At 45.3% G+C, this 22,019-nt stretch carries 22 protein-coding genes; 11 read left to right on the top strand and 11 right to left on the bottom strand.

The window, feature by feature from the left end; all coding sequences use genetic code 11:
- The first annotated feature begins 116 nt into the window (after positions 1-116).
- The 8 genes from IQ270_RS03220 to IQ270_RS03185 all read left to right on the top strand — a co-directional run bounded on the left by IQ270_RS03220 (position 117) and on the right by IQ270_RS03185 (position 8,529).
- Positions 117-269 carry a hypothetical protein gene (locus IQ270_RS03220; protein ID WP_193971824.1) on the top strand — a complete coding sequence of 51 codons (153 nt, stop codon included), beginning with the start codon at positions 117-119 and terminating at the stop codon, positions 267-269.
- Complete coding sequence (locus IQ270_RS03215; RefSeq protein ID WP_193971823.1) at positions 266-1,858, top strand: CPBP family intramembrane glutamic endopeptidase; 1,593 nt, start codon at positions 266-268, stop codon at positions 1,856-1,858. Before IQ270_RS03220 ends, IQ270_RS03215 begins: the two co-directional genes overlap by 4 nt.
- A 186-nt stretch (positions 1,859-2,044) precedes the next feature.
- Complete coding sequence (locus tag IQ270_RS03210; protein WP_193971822.1) at positions 2,045-2,257, top strand: hypothetical protein; 213 nt, start codon at positions 2,045-2,047, stop codon at positions 2,255-2,257.
- Positions 2,258-2,324: 67 nt separating this feature from the next.
- Positions 2,325-2,672 (top strand): NINE protein, encoded by a 348-nt coding sequence (locus tag IQ270_RS03205; RefSeq protein WP_193971821.1) that lies wholly within the window; start codon positions 2,325-2,327, stop codon positions 2,670-2,672.
- A 330-nt stretch (positions 2,673-3,002) separates the two neighbouring features.
- Positions 3,003-3,707: a helix-hairpin-helix domain-containing protein gene (locus IQ270_RS03200; protein WP_193971820.1), complete on the top strand. Its 705-nt coding sequence runs from the start codon at positions 3,003-3,005 to the stop codon at positions 3,705-3,707.
- A 218-nt stretch (positions 3,708-3,925) separates the two neighbouring features.
- Positions 3,926-4,408 carry a DUF29 domain-containing protein gene (locus IQ270_RS03195; RefSeq protein ID WP_193971819.1) on the top strand — a complete coding sequence of 161 codons (483 nt, stop codon included), beginning with the start codon at positions 3,926-3,928 and terminating at the stop codon, positions 4,406-4,408.
- Positions 4,409-4,703: 295 nt separating this feature from the next.
- On the top strand, positions 4,704-5,714 hold the full coding sequence (gene chlG, locus IQ270_RS03190) for a chlorophyll synthase ChlG (RefSeq protein ID WP_193971818.1): 1,011 nt from the start codon (positions 4,704-4,706) through the stop codon (positions 5,712-5,714).
- Between the two features lie 157 nt (positions 5,715-5,871).
- Positions 5,872-8,529 carry a transglycosylase domain-containing protein gene (locus IQ270_RS03185; protein ID WP_193971817.1) on the top strand — a complete coding sequence of 886 codons (2,658 nt, stop codon included), beginning with the start codon at positions 5,872-5,874 and terminating at the stop codon, positions 8,527-8,529.
- 86 nt (positions 8,530-8,615) lie between these two features.
- Here the strand turns inward: IQ270_RS03185 and IQ270_RS03180 are convergent, their stop codons facing one another.
- The 5 genes from IQ270_RS03180 to IQ270_RS03160 all read right to left on the bottom strand — a co-directional run bounded on the left by IQ270_RS03180 (position 8,616) and on the right by IQ270_RS03160 (position 14,238).
- Positions 8,616-9,956, bottom strand: a complete 1,341-nt coding sequence (locus IQ270_RS03180) for a 16S rRNA (cytosine(967)-C(5))-methyltransferase (RefSeq protein WP_193971816.1) — start codon at positions 9,954-9,956, stop codon at positions 8,616-8,618.
- A 115-nt stretch (positions 9,957-10,071) separates the two neighbouring features.
- Entirely contained in the window at positions 10,072-10,830 is a 759-nt protein-coding gene (locus IQ270_RS03175; RefSeq protein WP_193971815.1) for a Uma2 family endonuclease, read from the bottom strand.
- Between the two features lie 242 nt (positions 10,831-11,072).
- A complete protein-coding gene (locus tag IQ270_RS03170; RefSeq protein ID WP_193971814.1) occupies positions 11,073-12,482 on the bottom strand; it encodes an NAD(P)(+) transhydrogenase (Re/Si-specific) subunit beta in 1,410 nt (469 codons plus the stop codon).
- The gene (locus IQ270_RS03165) at positions 12,479-12,772 is read right to left on the bottom strand and encodes an NAD(P) transhydrogenase subunit alpha (protein WP_193971813.1); all 294 of its coding nucleotides are present in this window, start codon (positions 12,770-12,772) and stop codon (positions 12,479-12,481) included. Before IQ270_RS03165 ends, IQ270_RS03170 begins: the two co-directional genes overlap by 4 nt.
- A 317-nt stretch (positions 12,773-13,089) precedes the next feature.
- Positions 13,090-14,238: a Re/Si-specific NAD(P)(+) transhydrogenase subunit alpha gene (locus tag IQ270_RS03160; protein ID WP_193971812.1), complete on the bottom strand. Its 1,149-nt coding sequence runs from the start codon at positions 14,236-14,238 to the stop codon at positions 13,090-13,092.
- A gap of 522 nt (positions 14,239-14,760) precedes the next feature.
- On the opposite strand from IQ270_RS03160, the gene IQ270_RS03155 reads away from it, so the two are divergent.
- Positions 14,761-15,273 (top strand): DUF2808 domain-containing protein, encoded by a 513-nt coding sequence (locus IQ270_RS03155; protein ID WP_193971811.1) that lies wholly within the window; start codon positions 14,761-14,763, stop codon positions 15,271-15,273.
- Positions 15,274-15,370: 97 nt separating this feature from the next.
- On the opposite strand, the gene IQ270_RS03150 is transcribed toward IQ270_RS03155, so the two are convergent.
- The gene (locus IQ270_RS03150) at positions 15,371-15,580 is read right to left on the bottom strand and encodes a hypothetical protein (RefSeq protein ID WP_228056037.1); all 210 of its coding nucleotides are present in this window, start codon (positions 15,578-15,580) and stop codon (positions 15,371-15,373) included.
- Positions 15,581-15,818: 238 nt separating this feature from the next.
- Between IQ270_RS03150 and IQ270_RS03145 the strand changes: the two genes are divergently transcribed.
- Both IQ270_RS03145 and IQ270_RS03140 read left to right on the top strand, forming a co-directional pair.
- Entirely contained in the window at positions 15,819-17,087 is a 1,269-nt protein-coding gene (locus IQ270_RS03145) for an MFS transporter (protein WP_193971809.1), read from the top strand.
- Positions 17,088-17,187: 100 nt separating this feature from the next.
- On the top strand, positions 17,188-18,768 hold the full coding sequence (locus tag IQ270_RS03140; RefSeq protein ID WP_193971808.1) for a DHA2 family efflux MFS transporter permease subunit: 1,581 nt from the start codon (positions 17,188-17,190) through the stop codon (positions 18,766-18,768).
- A 149-nt stretch (positions 18,769-18,917) separates the two neighbouring features.
- Here IQ270_RS03140 and IQ270_RS03135 read toward each other — a convergent pair whose 3' ends face one another.
- From IQ270_RS03135 to IQ270_RS03115, 5 genes are all read right to left on the bottom strand, one after another.
- Positions 18,918-19,685 (bottom strand): ATP-binding cassette domain-containing protein, encoded by a 768-nt coding sequence (locus IQ270_RS03135; protein ID WP_193971807.1) that lies wholly within the window; start codon positions 19,683-19,685, stop codon positions 18,918-18,920.
- Between the two features lie 213 nt (positions 19,686-19,898).
- Positions 19,899-20,777 carry a glycine--tRNA ligase subunit alpha gene (gene glyQ / locus IQ270_RS03130; RefSeq protein ID WP_193971806.1) on the bottom strand — a complete coding sequence of 293 codons (879 nt, stop codon included), beginning with the start codon at positions 20,775-20,777 and terminating at the stop codon, positions 19,899-19,901.
- Positions 20,778-20,913: 136 nt separating this feature from the next.
- Positions 20,914-21,249 carry an element excision factor XisI family protein gene (locus IQ270_RS03125; RefSeq protein WP_193971805.1) on the bottom strand — a complete coding sequence of 112 codons (336 nt, stop codon included), beginning with the start codon at positions 21,247-21,249 and terminating at the stop codon, positions 20,914-20,916.
- Complete coding sequence (locus IQ270_RS03120) at positions 21,234-21,350, bottom strand: hypothetical protein (protein WP_339384252.1); 117 nt, start codon at positions 21,348-21,350, stop codon at positions 21,234-21,236. The genes IQ270_RS03125 and IQ270_RS03120 overlap by 16 nt, the downstream gene beginning before the upstream one ends.
- Before the next feature lie 51 nt (positions 21,351-21,401).
- The coding region (locus IQ270_RS03115; protein ID WP_228056036.1) for a hypothetical protein at positions 21,402-22,019 on the bottom strand (618 nt) is incomplete at its 5' end.

Here is a 22,019-nt window from a genome sequence, read left to right as displayed (position 1 = left end):
CCTGCTGGAAGGGCGGCGGCCGAGCATTTTTCTCTCCTCCTCTGCTGTTCGGGGTCTAGCCGTCAAACTGTAGGCTGACAGTAGGTTGCAACTGGTTGTGGACACCTGTGCGCTGCGTGCTTTACCCAGTCGAAGAGTGCGAGGCGCGTCAAAAAGATCGGCCAGTGAAATTTTACCAGTTGTGGGGATACTATCGACTGCAACGGCATATGATTGAAGACGGACAAGATTTAGTTGCGGATTCGCGCGGGACAAAACAGCAGGAATGACACTGAAGCGGATAATTTTAGGGATTTTAACGGCGATCGCGATCGTCCTGGTCGGTTTATCTTTAGTTGGTAGTTGGAACCAGCCGCAAATTCAAAGCCGGCTGGAACTCTACCAGACAAATTTGCTGCTTCACGCCTCGGAGTGGCAACCAAAAGACGATCGGGATGCTAATTTTACTTCGGCACGCAACAATATTATCGGTGCCGATCCTTTAAATACGGCTTTGACGCAGTATCGAGAAGCGCGAGATTCAAATCGAAAAACTCTCGAAACAACTCGATCGCAAATTAAAGATATTCAGTCTGCTATCGCCTCCAAGTCTGATGACAATACTCTAAATTTTGCTCAAAAAAATGCTTTGTCAGAGTCTGTCAAGCAAATGTCGGCGCTGCAAAACGAACTTGACTTGCGCCTCGGCATTTTGCAGACAAGCAGTGGCAAAACAGAGGCAGCAATCCAAACTTGGAATAATTTAATCGATCGGTACAAAACTCAAGGTGATGGCGATTCTTCGATCGCAACTGCTCGAGTTTTAACTGGGATTTGGAGCAATCCGGCTCAACTGCTGCCGGATGCGGATCAGCGCATTCAAAAGTCTTTGGATGGTTGGTTTCGCTATAGGGCTCTGGCTCAACTTTACCAGCTGCAAGAACGTTCTCAGGATCTGGCGGCGCTGCAAGCAGCAGAGCAAGTAACCGCTGAACAAGCTGTAGAAAAGTTGGCAATTATTGTTGGCGTTCCGGCGATCGCACTTTGTATTGGTACGGTTTTGCTGGTTGGTTTGGCTCTGCAGTGGCTGTTGCAGCGGCAGCAGTTAGATAAGTCAGGTTCCGGGCCGCTGCTGTCGCTAAATGCCAGCTTGAGTTGGGATGTGCCTTGGGATGGCGAGATTGTTTGGCAGGTGCTTGTAGTCGGCTTTTTCTTTGTCGGGCAAATCTTGATTCCCTATTTGTTGCTGCCAGTTTCTCTGGCTGTTCTCAAGCTGAATCCTGCTACTTTTGACGGGCGCGAAAAGGCTTTTTATATCTTTGCTACTTATTTGTTGCTGTCGGCTGGCGGGCTTTCGGTACTGTATTTTTCAGTTAAGTCTTTTTTGCCTTTGCCTGATGGTTGGTTTCGGATTGATTGGCGGGGAAATTGGTTTTTGTGGGGCTTGGGCGGCTATTTTGTGGCTTTGCCTTTGGTAGTTGTGGTGTCGCTGATCAATCAGCAATTCTGGCAGGGACAAGGTGGCAGCAATCCGATTTTGCCGATCGTCCTTGAAGGTAGAGACAACGTGGCTCTGGCGGTGTTTTTCGGCACTGCTGCGATCGCCGCTCCGGTTTTTGAGGAAATCGTGTTTCGGGGCTTTCTACTGCCTTCTCTGACTCGCTATTTGCCTGTTTGGGGGGCGATCGCAGCTTCGGCTTTTTTGTTTGCGGTGGCTCACTTGAGTGTCTCTGAGATTCTGCCTTTGGCGACTTTGGGCGCGGTGTTGGGGTTTGTGTACACGCGATCGCGCAACCTCCTGGCTCCCATGCTTCTCCACAGTCTTTGGAACAGCGGAACTCTCCTGAGTCTGTTTCTGTTGGGGAGTGGCGCGGGTTAATTCGCGCAGTTGTCAACAATTGTGAATTCGCCTTGCTGAACTCGCAACTTTGAGATATTGCTAGTTCAGCAAGTGCGCCACAAGCACCGGATCTTAAATTTAGTCCCAAATCTGGAAGCTAAACGGAAAAACTTGTCTTAACATAGAAGTAATATCTTGTCCGGTTTTTGTGGATGGGTCAAGCCAATGAGCAATTTTAACAGCCGCAAGTTAGAGGGAACGCCGAGTTGGATGCGTTTGGCACCCTACGCAGCCCTAGGCATTTTAATATTTTCTCTCAACTCAGGCAGCGAACAAAATTATTTCTTGAGAGGCTACTCGGTCATTCTACAGGCTCAAGCAGGTATAGTTCTGCTGTATTTTTTGATGTCTAAATTTCGTAAAAGCCCAAATAAATGAGTAAAAATTAGTAATATTGCTGAGCTAGACCGCAAAAGTTAAAGTAAAAAAACTGGGGAAATGGAAAATGGTAAAAGATAAAACCGTAGCAGTTGTGTTAGCTTTTTTTATTGGAGGTTTCGGAGGTCACAAATTTTATTTGGGAAATAACGTAGCAGGACTATTTTATTTGCTTTTTTCGTGGACATTAATTCCGTCACTGATCGCATTTTTTGATTTTATAGGCTTGCTGCTGATGTCGGAACAAGCTTTTCAGGTACAGTACAATCACGGAGTATTGCCTTCTGGGTATATGCTCAGAGCGGCAAAAGATGTGACAGGGGCGATCGCCGAATTGAAAGGACTTTACGATATGGGTGCAATTACTGCCGAAGAATATGAAGAAAAACGCCAAAAACTGCTGCGAGAATTGTAATTAAGAAGTCATTAGTCAGTAGTCATTGGTCATGGGTCATTAGTGCTGTCCCCGAAGAGCGAACTTTATTAGTCAACACTCCAACGTCATCACCACTATGAGTACCATATAAAACCACTTTTTGTGTCCGTGACTGTATGAAAAAGGTGGAATTTAAACAAAAGTCAAATATAAAGCAATACCGTTGTTCACTTAAGTCAACGTAGGGTGCGTCGCCAAAAACAACTCTCGCCCCGCAATGCCAAATTAAACGAGCGACGCACCCTACAAACAACTTATAACTTAAGTAAACAGTATTGAAATCTAAAGTAGATCGAGGATAAAATTAAAGTGTCTCAAGATTTATACTGGCTGCGTCAAACCCCCAACTGGGTGTGGTATTCTTTTATTCCCTACTTCGGCGGATTGGCGATCGCCTATGCAGGCCAAAAAACCAATATTCGCAGTTGGATGGGATGGGGTGTTGGCATTACTTTAGCCGCACTAGCAGTATCTTCTTCAACTAATTTTGGAACGCTGGTTTGGATCGCTCAAATAGTCATAGCCTTTGCTTTGAAAAAGCGCTATCTCATCAAAACCGCACCCAGAGGTTTACTGGTTCCTGCAACTGCGACAAATGCCCAAGAACTGGCAAAGGAACGCGGCAAAATAGATATTAATGAGTGTACCAAAGACGATCTGGTCAGAATATTGGGTTTGCCGATCGTCTACGCTAACGATATTGAATCTTTGCAAAACGAAGGCTACATTTTTACCCACGCCGAAGAGTTATCAGAAATAGCCGGAGTGCCCGAAAGTCACGTCAGACGCATCGCCCCGATGATTTGCTTCAGCTACAATTATCAAAAAGAATCCCTGTTTACTTGGAAACGGTTAAATATCCTGTCGCCGGAAGAGTTGATCCAAAGCGGTTTAGATCGGGTTGTTGCTGAAACAATAGTTAGAGAAAGGCAGATAGAAGGCGCATACAAATCAGTTATTGATGTCAAGCGGCGGACGGGACTGCCTTTTGATTCCTACCGCCATATTTGTTGATTTGTTAATTGGTAGTTGTTAAGCTGTTGTGGATTTAATTTTTATTTTGAGGACGCTGCTCAAAGCCCACCCCACAATAGTTTGATGCACGCAGACCTCAGAAACCCGGTTTCTGACTAGATTTCTGGTGACTCGACCCAAAACTCGTAGAAACCGGGTTTCTTGCTCCCCATGCGTCACCAATGAAAGTGTCCAAATTATTGAATTAGGAACAGCTTATGACAACAAAATTAGAAGTTGACCGACATAAATTGTATGATACCGATTACCTCAGATGGATTGAAACCACTGTGGAAAAGTTGCGGGTTTGCGACTACTCAAATATCGATTGGGAAAACTTGATTGCAGAAATAGAAGACATGGGCCGAAGTGAACGCAGGAGTTTGGAAAGTAATCTTGTGGTAATTATCCTGCACTTGCTGAAGTGGCAATTTCAACCGGATCGAAGAAGTGGTAGTTGGAAAGGCAGCATTATTGAACGTCGCAGACGTATTCGCCAAACTCTAAAAGATTCCCCCAGTCTCAAATCATATCTTGAAGAAGTATTAGTTGAATGTTATGCGGATGCAGTAGAACAAGCAAGTGCTGAAACTGGATTGTCTGTAGAAACGTTTCCGCAATCATGTATCTATTCTGCTGTCGAGGTTCTAGATTCTGAGTTTTGGCCAGAGTTTTTGCCCGATGAGACGATCGAAGAGTAGTATGGCAAAAAGCCCGATCGCGCATATCCCAGTAATCTACCTTAAATGAACCCGCTAGCTAACATCTCCAACAGCAGGCCGGTTCAGCTAAATTATCAAAAAAACTATTTATCCTCTTGACATTCACACAAAATAATGATATTAAAATGTTTTGGTAAAACCCCTATTTTTCTCTAGCATCAACTTCAATTGGGGTAAGTTTTCAAGAGGATTCCTTAAATATCAGTGGTATCCTACAGAATTATTATTGAAACAGAAAACTACACAATAGTCGCAGTAGCGCTAACATCAAATTATGTCTGACTCTCCTCCATCCCAAATCACCCCAGAACCCTCGCCTCCAAGTGCTGCTACCGCAGATCGCAGTGCTAAAACTCGGCAAATGTTGGGTATGAAAGGGGCTGCTAGCGGGGAAACTTCGATCTGGAAGATTCGCTTGCAACTGATGAAACCGATTACCTGGATTCCCTTAATTTGGGGCGTGGTGTGCGGGGCCGCTTCTTCGGGAAACTATGTTTGGAATTTAGAGAATTTCGCGATCGCCGCAGCTTGTATGTTGATGTCCGGGCCGTTGCTGGCTGGGTACACTCAAACTTTGAACGATTTTTACGATCGCGACATCGACGCTATTAACGAGCCCTACCGTCCGATTCCCTCCGGTATCATCTCGATTCCCCAAGTAGTAACCCAAATTTTGGTATTATTAGCCGCAGGCATTGGGGTGGCTTATGCTCTAGACTTGTGGGCGGGTCATGAATTTCCCATCATGACTGTTTTGACTCTCGGCGGCGCGTTTCTAGCTTACATCTACTCCGCGCCACCGCTGAAACTCAAGCAGAATGGCTGGTTGGGAAATTATGCCCTAGGTGCTAGCTACATTGCTCTGCCTTGGTGGGCAGGTCAAGCTTTGTTTGGTACACTAGATCCCACGATTATGATTTTGACCTTGTTTTACAGTTTGGCAGGGCTGGGAATTGCGATCGTTAATGATTTCAAAAGTGTCGAGGGCGATCGGCAATTGGGGTTAAAATCTTTGCCAGTGATGTTTGGTATCACAACCGCAGCTTGGATTTGCGTGTTGATGATCGACATATTTCAAGCAGGGATTGCAGCCTACCTGATCGGCATCCACCAAAACCTTTACGCTGTCATTCTCCTGCTGCTGATAATTCCCCAAATCACTTTTCAGGATATGTACTTTTTACGCAATCCCCTAGAAAATGATGTTAAATATCAGGCTAGCGCTCAGCCTTTCCTGGTTTTGGGTATGCTGGTAGCAGCTTTGGCACTAGGTCATGCGAGTTAAGCAGAATTAAAAGCGGGGAATTTTGAGTTAAAGAGTTTTTAACTCAAAATAATTAACTCAAGACGGTTCGCAGTGTTATTGAATAAAAAATGTCAAGTTAAAAATTAAAAATTGAAGAGGGATAGCCTTTTTAATTTTTAATTTTTAAGTGAAGTTGATGAGGTTTGAAGGTCTGAACGTGGCAGAATTTTTCTCAAATATCAAAAAAGATGAATTGAGCAAAGTCACTAAGGCAGCAGGCGGTAATTCCGATGGAGAATCGCCAAATGCTGCCAATAGCACGGGGCTAAACTCGTCACCATCCCTGCCTCCATTGTCTCCGCAGGCAAGGGGTGAGCGATCGTCAGAGTATGTGGTATCAGAAGAAGCTGAACCTCCAGAAGAGTCAGAATTAGCATCAGAATATTCCTACCAAGAAGAAGACGATGAATATCCAAGAGTCCAGCGCAATTGGCAAGGGTTGAAGCGCTTAATCATTTGGTTGGAAATTGAACCTCAAGTTACTATGCTGCAAGCAAAGGGAAGAGAATTGCTGCGGCCGGTCTTCAGTAGGCCCAGAACTAGATCATCAAAAAAATTAAAGAGTTCCGACAGTAGCAAATTACGGGAAAATAGCGCGCTGCAAAACACCGAACTGCAAATAAATACAGAAGTACCGGAAAATAGCGCGCTGCAAAATACCGAACTGCAAATAAATACAGAAGTACCGGAAAATAGCGCACTGCAAAACACCGAACTGCAAATAAGTACAGAGGTACCGGAAAATAGCGCACTGCCGAAAAATAGGAAACTACAGGAAAAGTTAAAAAAACTCCGGTCCCGCCGCCCGAGATTTTGGATAGCAATAGGTGTTGCTAGTCTGGGCGCTGGCAGTTTAATATACGGTTTATGGATTTTGCACGCCTTAGACAAAGGTTTGCCGGATGTTAACGATTTGTCGGCCTTTAACCGCGACGGCACGCTGACAATTAAGGCGGCAGACAATACGATTTTGTTGCAGTCGGGGCCGGCAACTAGAGATAAGCTAAAACTTAATGAAATTCCGGATTTGTTGAAGAAAGCTTTTATTTCCATTGAAGACCGCCGTTTTTATGAACATCGCGGGGTGGATTATCAAGGTATTGTGCGATCGATTGCTTCTAATTTGATAGCGAGAGATTTGGTGCAGGGCGGCAGTACAATTACGCAACAATTGGCTCGGGTGGTTTTTCTAAACCAAGAAAGAAGTATTAGGCGAAAGGTTCGGGAGGCTCTTTTGGCTCAGAAAATAGAGCGGGAGTTGACGAAAGACCAAGTTTTAGAAAGATATTTAAATCTGGTTTATTTGGGTTCGGATGCCTACGGAGTGGCAGATGCGGCTTGGGTTTTCTTTAGCAAACCAGTCGATAAATTAACTTTGGCAGAGATGGCAACTTTGGCGGGTTTGCCGCCGGCACCGAGCGAATATTCGCCTTTGGTTAATCCGAATATTGCTAAGGAACGCCGCAATATTGTACTAAAACAAATGCAGGAAGCAAAGGTAATTACAGAAGCTCAGGCAAAGGAGGCGATGGCAGAAACGATTACTGTTAAACAAAGTCCGCCGAAGCGATTTAAAGTAGTCGCGCCTTATTTTGCTAGTTACATTCGGAAGGAACTGCCACGCTATGTTTCTAAGGATGCTTTGGAATCTGGGGGTTTGACTGTCGAGACGACGGTGGATTTGAAGTGGCAGAAAATAGCGGAACAGGTGGTTAAAGATGCGATCGAGGTTGATGGCCGCCGTCAAGGTTTTGAACAGGCTGCTTTAGTTTCTATGGACACTAAAACTGGCGAAGTTAAGGCGCTGGTAGGTGGGGGAAGTTTTAAGGAAAGTCAGTTTAATCGAGCTACGCAGGCTTTGCGACAACCCGGATCGACGTTTAAGGGGTTGGTTTATGCCGCCGGGATCGCAGCCGGTTTTTCGCCTTACGACAGCTATGAAGATGAGCCAATTATTTTCGACGGCTATCAACCGAATAATTACGGCAAAAGGTTTAGTGGCTGGCGATCGATGTCTGATGCTTTGAGGGCTTCGGTGAATGTGGTGGCGGTGAAGGTGTTGGTCGATGTCGGCTTTGAACCTGCAATGAAATTAGCCCACGATATGGGAATTAAGTCTAAATTAAGTCCGATTTATTCCCTGGCTTTGGGCTCGTCTGAGGTGAATTTGCTGGAGTTAACTAATGCTTACGGTACTTTAGCATCCCAAGGTAATTTTATTGAAGCGCACGGAATTACTCGGGTGATTAATCAGCGGGGAGATGTAATTTATCAGGCTGATTTTAAACCGAAACGGGTTTTGGACAAGGATAGCGCTGCAATTACTACTTGGATGTTGGAGGGTGTAGTGCAAGGGGGTACGGGCGGGCCTGCTGCTTTGCCCGATCGCGCTGTTGCCGGCAAAACTGGTACTTCAGAAAATGTGCGGGATTTGTGGTTTATCGGTTATATTCCGCAGGTGGTGACTGGCGTTTGGCTGGGGAATGATGACAATTATCCCACCTGGGGAACTAGCGGTACTGCGGCCTACAATTGGCGCGAGTTTATGAGTCAAGCTGTGAAGGGAATGTCGGTTGAGGAGTTTCCAAAGTTGCCGAAGTTGGAGGGCCGCAAAGGCAGTATTAAGGCAAAACCGGTGGAGCCTAAGAGGATTATTCGGGGGATGATTGTCAATGATGATGGGGCGATCGTACCTTACAATCCCAATCCCGAGCCCCGGCGCCGCGAGTGGCAAGAACCTGCTTATCAAGAACCTGCTTATCAAGAGCCTGCTTATCAACAGCCGGGATATTAAGGGGGTTTTGAATTTTTCACCGCAGATTGTAGCAGATTAACACAGATTAACGCCGATGCAATTGCGGATTTCAATCGTGTTGCAACTTAATTTCGCTTTAGCCGCACCATAAAAAAGCCGTCCATTTGATGTTGGTGCGGCCAAATTTTTACCCATCCTTCGGGTGATGGTTGGACGGGTAAATCTATGGTTGGCGGTTCGATTTGCCAGTGAGGGTTGTTGTTTAAGAACGATCGCACAACTTGTTCGTTTTCTAAAGGATGAATCGTGCAAGTTGCGTAAACTAATACGCCGCCGGACTTGACAAACGTCGCGGTATTTGCTAACAATTCCGATTGCAATTGTGATTGTTGTTGAATGTTTTCGGGTGTGTGTTGCCAGCGGGCATCGGCGCGGCGGTGCAGGGTTCCGAGCCCGGAACAAGGTGCGTCTAATAAAACTCTGTCTGCTAGGTTGATAAATTCTGGGAAGTGGCGGCTGTCTCCGGTATGAATTTTAATAGATTTCATCTGGAGTCTGCCTGCATTTTCTGTGAGTTTTTTGAGTCTGTTTGCAGTTTTGTCGCAGGCGTAAATTGTGCCTTCATCCTGCATCAATTCGGCGCTGTGGGTGGTTTTCCCTCCCGGTGCGGCGCAGGCGTCGATGATAATTTCCCCTGGCTGCGGGCCTAGTAAATGGGTGACTAATTGAGCGCTGCTGTCTTGGACTGTCCACCAGCCTTCGCTGTATCCGGGGAGGTTTTGGATTGCACCGGTGCTGCTATTTAGCCTTAAAGCTTGGGGCAAGTTGGGGATTCTGTTAGTTGAGATGTTGCGGGCTTTGAAGGCTGTTTCGATTTTGTCGATCGAGCTTTTTAAAGGATTGATTCTCAAGTCAATTGTGGGGGATTGGTTGAACCATTCACAGAGTAATTCTGTTTCAGTTTCGCCTATGTTTTCTAGCCAAAATTCGACAATCCAGTCAGGAAAACTGTGGGAAATTCCCAGGCGTTCGACGGTTGATTTATAGTTAGTAACTGTTAAGGGGTTTAAGTTGCTATCTGTTAAACGGATGTATTGTCGCAGCAAGCCGTTGACAAAACTGCTGAGTCCAGAAAAGCCGTTTTCTTTTGCTAGTTTAACTGTGGTATTGACGGCAGCGGAGGGTGGAATTTGGTTGAGATATTCGAGTTGATATAAACCTAAATGTAGAATAGTACGAAGTTCGGGCGGTTGTTGGGAGGATTTTTTTGTGGCGAGTTTGTCGATGATAAAATCTAGCGATCGAGTTCTTCTGACACTACCGCACACTAATTCTGTAACTAAACGGCGATCGAGGTCATTTAGTTGAGAATTGCGAAAAGCGCGATCGAGGGCGGCATCTGCAAATGCACCGCGGCGGTGGACTTCGCGGAGTGCGAAAAAGGCTGTTTGGCGGGGATTTTGCATAATTAAGATATGGGGGCATAGAAACTGGGTTTTTTACGATAAGACGCGTTACAGCCCGCAGATTTGGTGAAAAACCCATTTTCCGATCGCCCGTGATTCGAGGACTATTATAATCTCAAATGTCCTTTGGATTTATCCCCATTTCTCGGAGTTTTTCCGAAAGGCGATCGGCTTTTTGCTGTACTAACTCTTTCTGCTGTCGTTCTTGTTCCATTTGTTGCTGTGTTTGTTCCATTTGTTGCTGTGTTTGTTCCATTTGTTGCTGTGTTTGTTCCATTTGTTGCTGTGTTTGTTCCATTTGTCTTGACAACTCCACATAAGACAAAAACTTTAGTCCGTCGGGACGATAAATTTCCAAGTCTCCCGATGCAGTTTCAAAACGTGTCTCCAAACGCGGACTTACCCAACCCTCCATTGATTCAATATAGTTTAGTTCTCCGTCACTTCGCGCCCAACCAATTAACTCATTATCCTCTGGATCGTAGACATAATATTCTTCTACTCCATAATTTTCGTAGAACTTAAACAGCTTAAACATGGGTCCCATGCGATTGCCAGGGGAGAGGATTTCAAAGACAACTTGCGGCGCAATATTATCTTCAAGCCACTGTTGGTAGGAACCTCTGTAACCTTTTGGTCTGCCAAAGACTACCATCGTATCAGGTGCTTGGCGAGTTTTGTTATCTCCTTCGACGGGATACCACAGCAAGTCACCTGCTACAAAGACATTTTCGTTATCTTTGAATAAGGCATCTATTCCGCCTTGAATTGTTACGATTAATTGAAACTGTTTAGTGTTGTCAGACATGGGTTTTCCGTCGCTGTCTGGGTAGATGATTTCTGGCAAATTTTGAGTGCGAATTGTTGCTGTCATGGGGATGACTCCATTGCTAGTAGCATCAATTTCTATTTTATACCTATTTCAAAAAAACCCGACGAGAGCGGGTTGAATTTCCTTTCTTGAGTCTCGCGCAGGCGGACGAAAGTTTGTCTAAACCTGGTTTCAACCGCCTAGTTTCAACAAAAACAAAATAAAAACCCGGCTGATCCAAAAAACCGGGCTTAATCATCAGCGTTAATCAGCGTTAATCCGCCTGAATGTGCGGTTGCAAAATCCTACAACTGCTTCACCTCAGCAACCAATTTCGCAACCACATCCTTCGCGCTACCAAACAACATCATCGTCTTATCCTTGTAAAACAACTCATTGTCTACACCGGAAAAACCAGCACTCATCCCGCGCTTGATCACGATCGTATGTTTGGCCTTATCAACCTCCAAAATCGGCATCCCATAAATCGGGCTAGCCGTATCGTGACGCGCCGCCGGATTCACCACATCATTGGCGCCGATTACCAACGCCACATCCGTTTCTTCAAACTGCGGGTTGATGTCATCCATATCGTACAACTGCGGGTAAGGCACGTTTGCTTCCGCCAACAGCACATTCATGTGCCCCGGCATCCGCCCAGCCACCGGGTGAATCGCGTATTTTACGTCAACACCCATTTTTTCCAAACCGTCGGCTAACTCGCGTACCGAGTGCTGTGCTTGCGCTACAGCCATTCCGTAGCCTGGAATAATTACAACCGATCGCGCATAGCCCAACATCATCGCACTTTCTTCGAGATTAATGCTGCGAACAGTTTTGTCGATCGCCCCACCAGCAACAGCCCCAGCCGCCGCACCGCTGCCGCCACCGCCAAAAGCGCCAAACAACACACTAGAAAGCGATCGATTCATCGCCTTGCACATGATTTGCGTCAAAATAATCCCCGACGCGCCCACCAATGCACCAGCGATAATCAGCATATTGTTCATCAAAATGAACCCAGCCACACTCGCCGCAATCCCGGAATAAGAGTTAAGCAGCGACACTACCACGGGCATATCGCCGCCACCAATCGGCAACACAAACATGATTCCCAAAATATTGGAAATCGCCACCAAACCGAGGAATACTGGCACATCCTCCGGGTTAAACAGCATATAACCGCTGCCGGCTAAAAGTGCGATCGCCAGCAGGGCATTAAACGGCTGTTGCAGCGGAAACGAAATCGGCGCCCCCGGCAGCAATTCTTGCAGCTTCGCAAACGCCACAAGGCTACCAGTGAAAGTAATTCCGCCTACCAACACGCCCAAAAGGATCGCGATCGTCGTGTCAGGTGCCGGCGATTGCTGGATGCTGATATAGCGCCAGAATTCGCCCACAGCAACGAGTGCAGAAGCAGCGCCCCCAAAACCGTTAAGCAAACCCACCATCTGTGGCATATCCGTCATCGCGACGGTTTTCGCCATAATTGTTCCCAAAATGGAACCGATGATGATGCCGACAGCAATCAATTCGTAGCTGATGACTTGCTTTTCCAGCAAAGTACCGACGATCGCAATTAACATCCCGATCGCAGCTAACACATTTCCTTGACGCGCGGTTGCGGGCGATCCCAACTGTTTCAAACCGACAATAAACAAAGATGCGGCAACTAAATAACCTAGTTGAATGCCACTTGGCAGAAAATCGCTCACGCTTTAACCTCTTTTTTCTTGAACATTTGCAGCATTCGATCGGTGACTAAGAAACCCGCAACAACGTTTATTGTGGCAAGGGCGATCGCGATCGTCCCCAAAATCGAAGTAACAGTCACACTACCTTGACCTGAAATCAGAATTGCGCCTAAAACCGCAATTCCAGAAATCGCATTAGAACCCGACATCAAAGGTGTGTGTAGCGTCGGCGGGACTTTGTTAATAACTTCAAATCCCACAAACGACGCTAGAGTAAACACAACTAAACCTGCAATCAATCCTTCTGCCATGACAATTGGTAATTGGTAATTGGTAATTGGTTATTAGTCATTAGTCATTAGTTATCAACTGTAAAAGCTTTAGCGTTTCCAAACCAGTTCAAACGTATTCACAGACTGCTGTTTAATGCCGAGGCCAGATCCCCCCTAGCCCCCCTTAAGAAGGGGGGGACAAGAAGCATTCAAAGTCCCCCTTCTTAAGGGGGATTTAGGGGGATCTGGCCTTGGCTACAAACGAGATTTATCAATGGTTTTAGATTTAAGCTGACACTAATGAAACCACCTATTTTCCTACTAATGACTAATGACTAATGACTGTTGACTAATAACTAACTCACGACTGAAGCCTGAGCCGCCAAAGCATCGCGCACCCGCTGGTTACTAATCTCGCCATCGCGAGCCACACAAGCACCAGCAATGATATCATCTTCAAAATTCAAATTAAGTTCCTTATCTTTCAGCATCAACTGAAGCAAAGCCGAGATATTTTTCGAGTAAGTTTCGCTAGCATGAACAGGCATTGACGATGGTAAATTAATCGCACCAATCACATTAACGCCGTTCCATTCAACATCTTTACCCGCTTCCGTGCACTCGCAATTGCCGCCTTGTTCGGCTGCGAGGTCAACAATTATTGCTCCCGGTTTCATTTGAGAAACCATTTCTCTGGTAACTAAAATCGGCGCTTTTCTACCAGGAACTTGAGCGGTTGTAATTACTGCATCGGAAGCACCGACGTGCTGGGTGAGCACTTGGCGAGTATGTTCTTTCGCTGCTTCTGATAATTCTTTAGCATAGCCGCCTGCTGCTACAGTTTCTTCCTTAAGTTCGACATCGATAAATTTAGCGCCCAAGCTTTGCACTTGTTCTTTGGTTTCGGGGCGGATGTCGAAGGCTTCGACTACAGCGCCCAAACGGCGCGCCGTGGCGATCGCCTGTAAGCCCGCAACGCCCACGCCCATTACCAATATTTTCGCGGGGCGAATTGTACCCGCCGCCGTTGTCAGCATCGGAAAATACTTCGGTAAAGCCGCCGCTGCGATCAGTACCGCTTTGTAACCAGCCACATTAGCCTGAGATGACAGCGCGTCCATGCTTTGAGCTCGGCTGGTGCGCGGAATCATTTCCATGCTGAATGCCGTTATTTGGCGATCGGCCAAACGCTGTATCAAAGCCGGATTTCCCAAAGGATTCAAAAATCCGATGAAAACTCCCCCTTCACGCAGTTGATGAACTTCTGACTCTTGCAATTCCCCGATTTTGACGACAACATCGGCTTCGCCCCACAGCGTAGCGGTATCGGCGACAACACGAGCTCCGGCTTCTTCGTAAGCCAGATCCGAGAAAAAGGATTTTGCACCCGCACCGGCCTCAACCCAAACTTCGACGCCTTGTTTGACTAATTTGGCTACAGCATCGGGTACTAAGGCTACCCGGCGTTCCCCTGCTTCGACTTCTTTGGCGATCGCTAATTTCATGGACTCTCCTTTACTCTAAACATAGACAGGGCGGTTTCAACGGCCTCTACACAGACAGGGCGGTTGAAACCGCCTCTACACAGACTCTCACCTGACGGCAGCAGGTTGAAATTCAAATTTCCCAGTCGGCGTCCGAGGGACATCGTTTGTGTAGGCGCGATTTCAATCGCGGGCCCGGTGGCCGTTGAAATCGCTTCTGCTGGCTTCTCACGTTGATACTAAAGCCGATCGCCAAATTTACACTCGCTTCTTTAACTTGTCTTATAGATTCAATTTGGCTAAACTGTTAAATTTGCAACCGACCATGATATAATAAAACGCTGCCTAGTTCTGTAGTTATAATGTCAGTTGTCCGTATTACGCAAAATTACGCAAAAAATAATTGACAGAACTCGGGGGATGGATTGCACTCATCAAATTGCTGATACATTCGATATATTAAAGGCATTCATCGCAAATTGCCTGCAGTAAATATTTAAGGTTCGATTGTAAATTTGCGTAAATTTGCTTAGAGGAGTGATTATGAGACGATTATTTTCGGCACTAGCGGTGACAGGTTGCTTGCTGACAGGCTTGCCCGCCATTAGTTTAGCCCAGTCGATGCCAGGATTCACAATTTTCGGCGGCCCCGATCGCGCCAATCAGTTAAACTACCGCTTGGATTACGGCAAAGCCGGGATGAGCGGCGACAGATACCGGCTGCGAATTCCTTCCAAAAAAGTAAGTTTGGCGATCGCCCAACTGAACATATCCTATCCAGACTATTACAAAGGCGAATTCGACCAAAAAGACATTAAAGTGCGCGTCAAAGACAAAACAATACAATTGCAAGAAGTAATCTGGGACAAAGAAAATCGATTCATAGAAATTTATCCCACAGAGCCAATTCCTGCCGGTAGCAACGTTGAGGTTGTCCTCTCCAACGTCCAAAACCCAAGTCCCGGCGGAATGTACCATTTCAACGTCCGCATCCGCACTCCAGGGGATGTACCATTGATGCGCTACCTGGGGACTTGGCTGTTGAGCATTGAGTGAAAAAATAGTTCGGGTTTGAGTTAGGGGAACTGAGATATTGCAGCATTCTCAATAATTTTTTCACTCTCTCGCTCTCCTATGTGCCCCGCCAGAAAATCTACTTTTTGCCGAACAGGCCCGACAGCCCGTGCGAGCGAGAACAGTGCAAGATATGAGGAGAAGGAATTTCCCCCCCGTCAAGCGATCGCCACAGTAAAATTAAATGTGGCGATCGTTTTGCTGCGGGCAAAAATTTAACAATACTCAAATCCGGGTTTTCGGGAGTTTGAATATAGAACCTCCGGCTCATATCGCAATTCTCAATCATTCGTAATAATAAGTTTAAGGGCAGTCCCTCGATGGTTGCCCCTCGCTAATTAGGGGTAGGCCCAACAGCTTACCTACAAAACGTTTACCAATCAAATAGGATTGCTCTAGCTTATAAGTAAGTTGGCGGGAAAAACACAACTATCTCAACAAAGATAAATGAGGCTAAAACCCGAATCCCTCAAGGCGAACTGCCTCATCCCAACTACAAATATTTACGCCCTTGTACTTAGTCTCCCATGAATCTACTAGTAAAAATCAAAACAATCAAACTTCCTCCAGCGCTGCGATCGAAAAATTATCGCCTATTTTTTGCAGGACAAGGCATCTCCCTGATTGGCAATTGGATGACCCAAGTTGCTACTGTGTGGCTGGTATACAATCTGAGCGACTCACCTTGGATGCTGGGCGTAGTGGGATTCACCAGTCAAATACCCACATTAATTTTACTGCCTTTTGCAGGAGTTTTAATCGATCGCTGGAATCGGCACAGAGTGATAATTGCCACTCAAATATTAGCAATGATTCAATCCTTAGCCCTAGCATTTTTAGCATTCACAGGAGTCATCAACATTTGGCAAATCCTCATACTGAGTTTTTTTCAAGGCGCAATAAACGCCTTTGACGCGCCCGCACGACAAGCATTTGTCCCCGAACTCGTAGAAAAAAAAGAAGACTTAGCAAATGCGATCGCCCTCAACGCTTCCATGTTCAACGGAGCGCGACTCATCGGCCCAGCAATTGCCGGATTGGTGATAGGTACAGTCGGCGCGAGTTATTGTTTTCTCCTGGATGGAATCAGCTACATCGCCGTGATTGCAGGCTTATTAGCAATGCAGATCAAACCCCGTAAAATAGCAGTAACCAATACCAAACCCTTACAAAGATTAAAAGAAGGATTCGATTATGCCTTCGGATTCCCCCCGATTCGAGCCATCTTACTGCTATTAGCATTAGTCAGCTTCGCCGGAATGTCGCACACAGTATTAGTGCCAATTTTTGCCACAAAAATTCTGAACGGCGGCCCGCAAACCCTCGGATTTTTGATGGCAGCTTCCGGAGTTGGAGCATTTGCAGGCGCGATTTATTTGATCGGACGAAAAAGTGTCATCGGCATTGGCAAATTGATTGCAATGTCACCAGCAATCATGGGAATTGGACTGATTGGTTTTGGTTTGTCCCGCAGCTTGTGGCTGTCATTAATCATGATGTTGTTTGTAGGATTTGGTTTCATCATCCAATTTGCCGGAGGAAACACATTTTTGCAAACAATAGTTGAAGACGACAAACGCGGCAGAGTGATGAGCATCTACACGATGGCATTTTTTGGAATTACACCATTTGGCAATTTAGTAGCAGGTGCATTGGCAAATTATATCGGCTCTCCCAATACAGTCATACTTGGAGGTATAATTTGTATTTTAGGCTCAATATTTTTTACCAGACAGCTTCCAGCCTTAAAACATTTAGTTACACCAATATATCAAAAGATGGGCATAATTTCCTAAACACTTTATAAAAGTTTCTCTTTCTCTCTTCTCTTTCTCAGCGCCCTCTGCGCCCTCTGCGGTTAAAAAATCCAAATTAATTACACCAGAGGTTAAACCAATGGCAAATACCAGTGCAATTCCCCAGCAGCAGAGCGATCGCGTTCCCTTAAAAACCTGGATCGGCGTCATGGGAACAATTCTCGGCGCTTTCATGGCAGTTTTGGACATCCAAATCACCAACGCATCTCTCAGAGATATTCAAGCAGCATTAGGCGCAACTTTAGAAGAAGGTTCTTGGATTTCCACCGCTTATCTAGTCGCAGAAATAGTCGTAATTCCGATGACTGGTTGGCTGTCGCAAGTGTTTTCAGTGCGCCGATACATATTGGTAAATGCTGCCTTTTTCACGTTTTTTTCCATGTGCTGCGCTCAGGCATGGAACTTGAGTTCAATGATTGTATTTCGAGCTTTGCAGGGGTTGACAGGCGGTATTTTAATTCCAATGGCTTTTGGATTTTTGCTAACCAATTTGCCACCCAAAAAACAGCCAATTGGCATGGCGATGTTTGCCCTGACAGCTACTTTTGCACCCTCGATCGGACCAACATTGGGAGGATGGCTAACTGAGAATTATGGGTGGCAATATGTGTTTTATCTCAATTTGGTTCCAGGGATGCTGCTGCTAGCTGCTGTGTGGTACGCAGTTGATCCTAAGCCGATGCAGCTAGAACTGCTAAAAGGCGGCGACTGGTGGGGAATTATCTCAATGGCGATCGGCTTAGGTTCCCTGCAAGTTGTGTTAGAAGAAGGCAGCCGCAAAGACTGGTTTAGTTCTGATTTTATTGTGCGTTTAAGCATAGTTGCTGCTATATTTCTCGGCGCTTTTTTCTGGATTGAACTAACTCGAAAAAACCCGTTTATTAATCTACGACTGCTAACTCGCCGCAATTTCGGCTTAGCAACTATTGTCAATGTTTCGTTAGGTGTAGGATTGTACGGTTCGGTGTTCATTCTACCCCTGTATTTAGGTCAGATCCAGCAGTACAATGCCATGCAAATTGGCGAGGTAATTATGTGGGCTGGCGTACCGCAGTTATTCATCGTACCGATGGTGCCGAAATTGATGCAGCGAATGGATTTGCGGTTGCTAATTGGCATAGGTGTGAGTTTGTTTGCGGTGAGTTGTTTTATGAATGCCAGCATGACTCACGATACGGGTATCGATCAGTTGCGTTGGTCGCAATTAGTGCGAGCATTGGGACAGCCATTAATTATGGTGCCGCTGTCAACTATTGCCACTGCTGGCATGGAAAAACACGAGGCTGGTTCTGCTTCCGGCTTGTTTAATATGATGCGAAATATGGGAGGTTCGATGGGGATTGCGGCGCTAGCAACTTTGGTGACGCAGCGCGAGCAATTTCACTCGAATCGCTTGGGGGAATCTGTTTCTTTGTACAATCCGGCAACGCAGGAAAGACTCAATCAAATGACTCAGTATTTTGTGAGTCGCGGTGCTGATTTGAGTGTGGCGAAAGAACAGGCAATTAAGGTAATTGATAATATTGTCCGCCGCGAAGCTTATGTGATGGCTTTTAATGATTGTTTTTACTTTGTGGGAATTGCTTTGTTGTTAAGCGGGATTGCTATTTTGGGTTTTAAAAAGGTGAAAGCGGGTGCTGGTGGTGGGGGAGCTCATTAAATCAGGGAAGCAGAAGTAGGGTGGGCAATATTCCTCTCGATCCCCCCTAACCCCCCTTAAAAAGCAGGGGACAAGACTATTCAAAGTCCCCCTTTTTAAGGGGAATTTAGGGGGATCGATCGCACAGTCGCCTAGTGCAAGTTCTCTATTCACCATTCTTGTTGGGCTTCTGCTTCTGCTTGGATTAAGTTTTGCCGTAGTTGCACCCAGTTTGTTTGATGAGAGGGCGAGTCTTCGAGGAGTTTTCCGCGCTGTAAGTGCAGAATTCTGGTGCTAAATTCCTGGGCTAATTCTAATTGGTGATTGACCATTAAAATTGTGGTTTTGTCGTTGGTTAGCTGTGTCAATACTTGCAAAATGTGGGCGGCTTTTCCTGCGTCGAGGGCGGATGTTGGTTCGTCTAAAAGCAAGATTTTTGGTTGGATGATGATGCCGCGGGCGATCGCCACTAACTGCTTTTGGCCCGTGGAAAGCTGCAATTCCGTGCGATCGAGCCATTCTTGGGGGATATGAAGTTGTTCAATAACCCTGTTAATTTTATCTCCTATTTCTGATGAATGGATTCCCCGCAGCTTCAAAGGATAAGCCAATGCTTCTCGCACCGACATTCCCAAAAGCTTGGATTCTTGCAGGATGAGGGTGATTTGTCTGCGGAGTTCGATCGCCCCTATTTGCCGGTATTCTGTATTTTCCAGATAAATCGAGCCGCTGGTGGGAGTGCTGAGTCGGTTTAGCAACCGCAACAGTGTTGTTTTGCCGGCACCAGAAGGGCCCACAATCGCCACGCGAGCTCCCTTGTGTACCTGAAACGAGATATTGTCTAATAAGTAGCTTGAGGCGATCGGAGTTTTAAAACTTACACCATCAATTCGCAGTTGAGGATTTGTTTCTGGATGATTTTCAGAATAATTAGGCATTGAATTCATTTAAAATCCCAAAAAGTTGCACATATTTCGATCCCCCTCGCATCCCCCTTAAGAAGGGGGACTTTGATAGGAATCTTGTCCCCCCCTTATTAAGGGGGGTGCCAGGGTGATCAGATTCTATGCAACCACCTATAAAATTGGTATGAGTCCAGGACGATCGCAACTAAATTCATCCGTGTATCCGTGTTGTGCCCCTCTTCATTTTCAGACTTTTACAGCTTTATCCAATGGAAAACCCAAATGTTCGCGCTGTTCCAAATAAAGCTGAGCGACGCGCCGCGCCAAATTCCGAATTTTGGTAATATAGCGAGTTCTTTCCGTTACCGAAATCACACCTCTAGCATCGAGCAAATTGAAAGTATGCGAACATTTTAGCACATAATCAAGACTAGGCAAAACCAATCCTTTTTGCGTCAATTGTTCCGCTTCTTGTTCGTAGAGTCCAAACAAAGTAAACAGCAATTCAGGATTAGAAGCTTCAAAGTTATAAGTACACTGTTCAATTTCTCCTTGCAAGTGAACATCGCCGTAAGTGATGCCATCTTTCCACTGAATTTTCGTCATGGCATCGACTTCTTGGAGATACATTGCGAGGCGTTCGAGTCCGTAGGTAATTTCAATCGAAACCGGGCGACAATCAATGCTCCCGCACTGTTGAAAGTAGGTAAATTGGGTAATTTCCATGCCGTCGAGCCAGACTTCCCAGCCCACGCCCCAAGCTCCTAAAGTTGGAGATTCCCAGTTGTCTTCTACGAAGCGAATGTCGTGGTCTTCCGGTCTAATTCCTAATGCTCTCAGCGAGTCTAAATAGATTTCTTGGATATTAGGAGGAGATGGTTTAATTAGGACTTGATATTGATAGTAATGTTGAAAGCGATTCGGATTTTCGCCATAACGTCCGTCGGTGGGGCGGCGACAGGGTTCGACGTAGGCGACAGACCAAGGTTCGGGCCCAATTGCTCTGAGAAAAGTGTGGGGATTCATGGTTCCTGCACCTTTTTCTGTATCGTAGGATTGGGCGATCAGGCATCCTCGATCGCTCCAGAATTTGTTTAAGGTGGCAATGACTGATTGAAAATTCACTGGTTTAAATCTGGTTAGTATGTGTCTAAACTTATTTAAGCATACTCAAGGCAAGGTTTATTTCAATGAACCATGTATCGCTGGATATTTAAGTTCTTTTTTCAGGTATATTGTATCGATCGAGTTATGGCGATCGCTACACCGCCTGAAACACGACTGGGCTAGCACTATTTTGATAATCAAGACCAGTCATAATATGCTCTGGTTGGATACCTGCGACAATCAGTGCAGCGGTTAACCCTTCCTCAAAGTTATCTTCTTCTATGATGACATGGCGATCGACCAAGCGAGCATGAAACAAAATCGTGTCCATCCAGCGTTGCTTGTCCCAGCCTGTAGCGAGAATCAGGAAATGGCCTGAATCGGTATCGCAGACAGGATAAAGCTGAATCGATTGTAAGCGAGGTTGCGATCGTGTTGCTTCTTGTAGCGTTTGTTTCAGGATATCTGCATAATTTAGTGAGCGATCCATTGAACAATAGCCTCCTGCTTTGGTTCGTAAACTAATAAGTTAATTCTATTCCGTTGAACGGCTAGTTGAAAAATTGGTTTTTGGAAGTGTCGAATATAGATGGTTTGAGCGATAAAAATATCCCATCACTCCATATCTTGAGTAGAATCGCCCTACTCGGCTTTTTCACGTTTGCGTTTTTCGATTTCGGCGATCGGGAGCAATAAACTTTCTTTGATTGTATCTCCTATTTCTTTACTAATACTGTTAAATCTTACAGCGATAATAAGACAATCAACTAATAACTTATTTGCTTCATAATATCTGCTTAAATCTTCTTTCTGTTTGTCATCAAGTAACCAGTGGTGAGGAATGTCTCTGTGGCTGCCTATAGTATTTTTTAATAAATTCAAAAAACCTTCATTTTTACGCTCGTTAAACAAATTATTCCATAAATCGATAATTTCACGACCTTCCCGATCTTTTTCACTCGCAATCGATTTGCTTTTAATAATAAGAATTTTATTCCATAAACAAAGTAGATTTTCATAAATCTCGTTAAAAAATATTCCTCGACTACTAGCAGTATTAATGAAGTTAAAAATTTGGAGTAAGCATTTTTCTAGTTCATTAATTTTTTGGTTTAGAACACAAAAATTTGTAAGAAAAAAAGGAAACGATGGAAGATCTCTTATTAACCAATAAAGTAAATGATCGAATATTAAAACAAAATCTATTACTTCCTTGTTGAGTCTATTGTATAGAGATAAATGATTTAATATATTCGCATC

Origin of the sequence: Microcoleus sp. LEGE 07076 (assembly GCF_015207455.1) — a bacterium.
In the GTDB taxonomy this organism is placed as follows: domain Bacteria; phylum Cyanobacteriota; class Cyanobacteriia; order Cyanobacteriales; family Microcoleaceae; genus Microcoleus.
The sequence above is the reverse complement of the archived record's forward strand: the minus strand, read 5'-3'. Positions and strand labels throughout refer to the sequence as shown.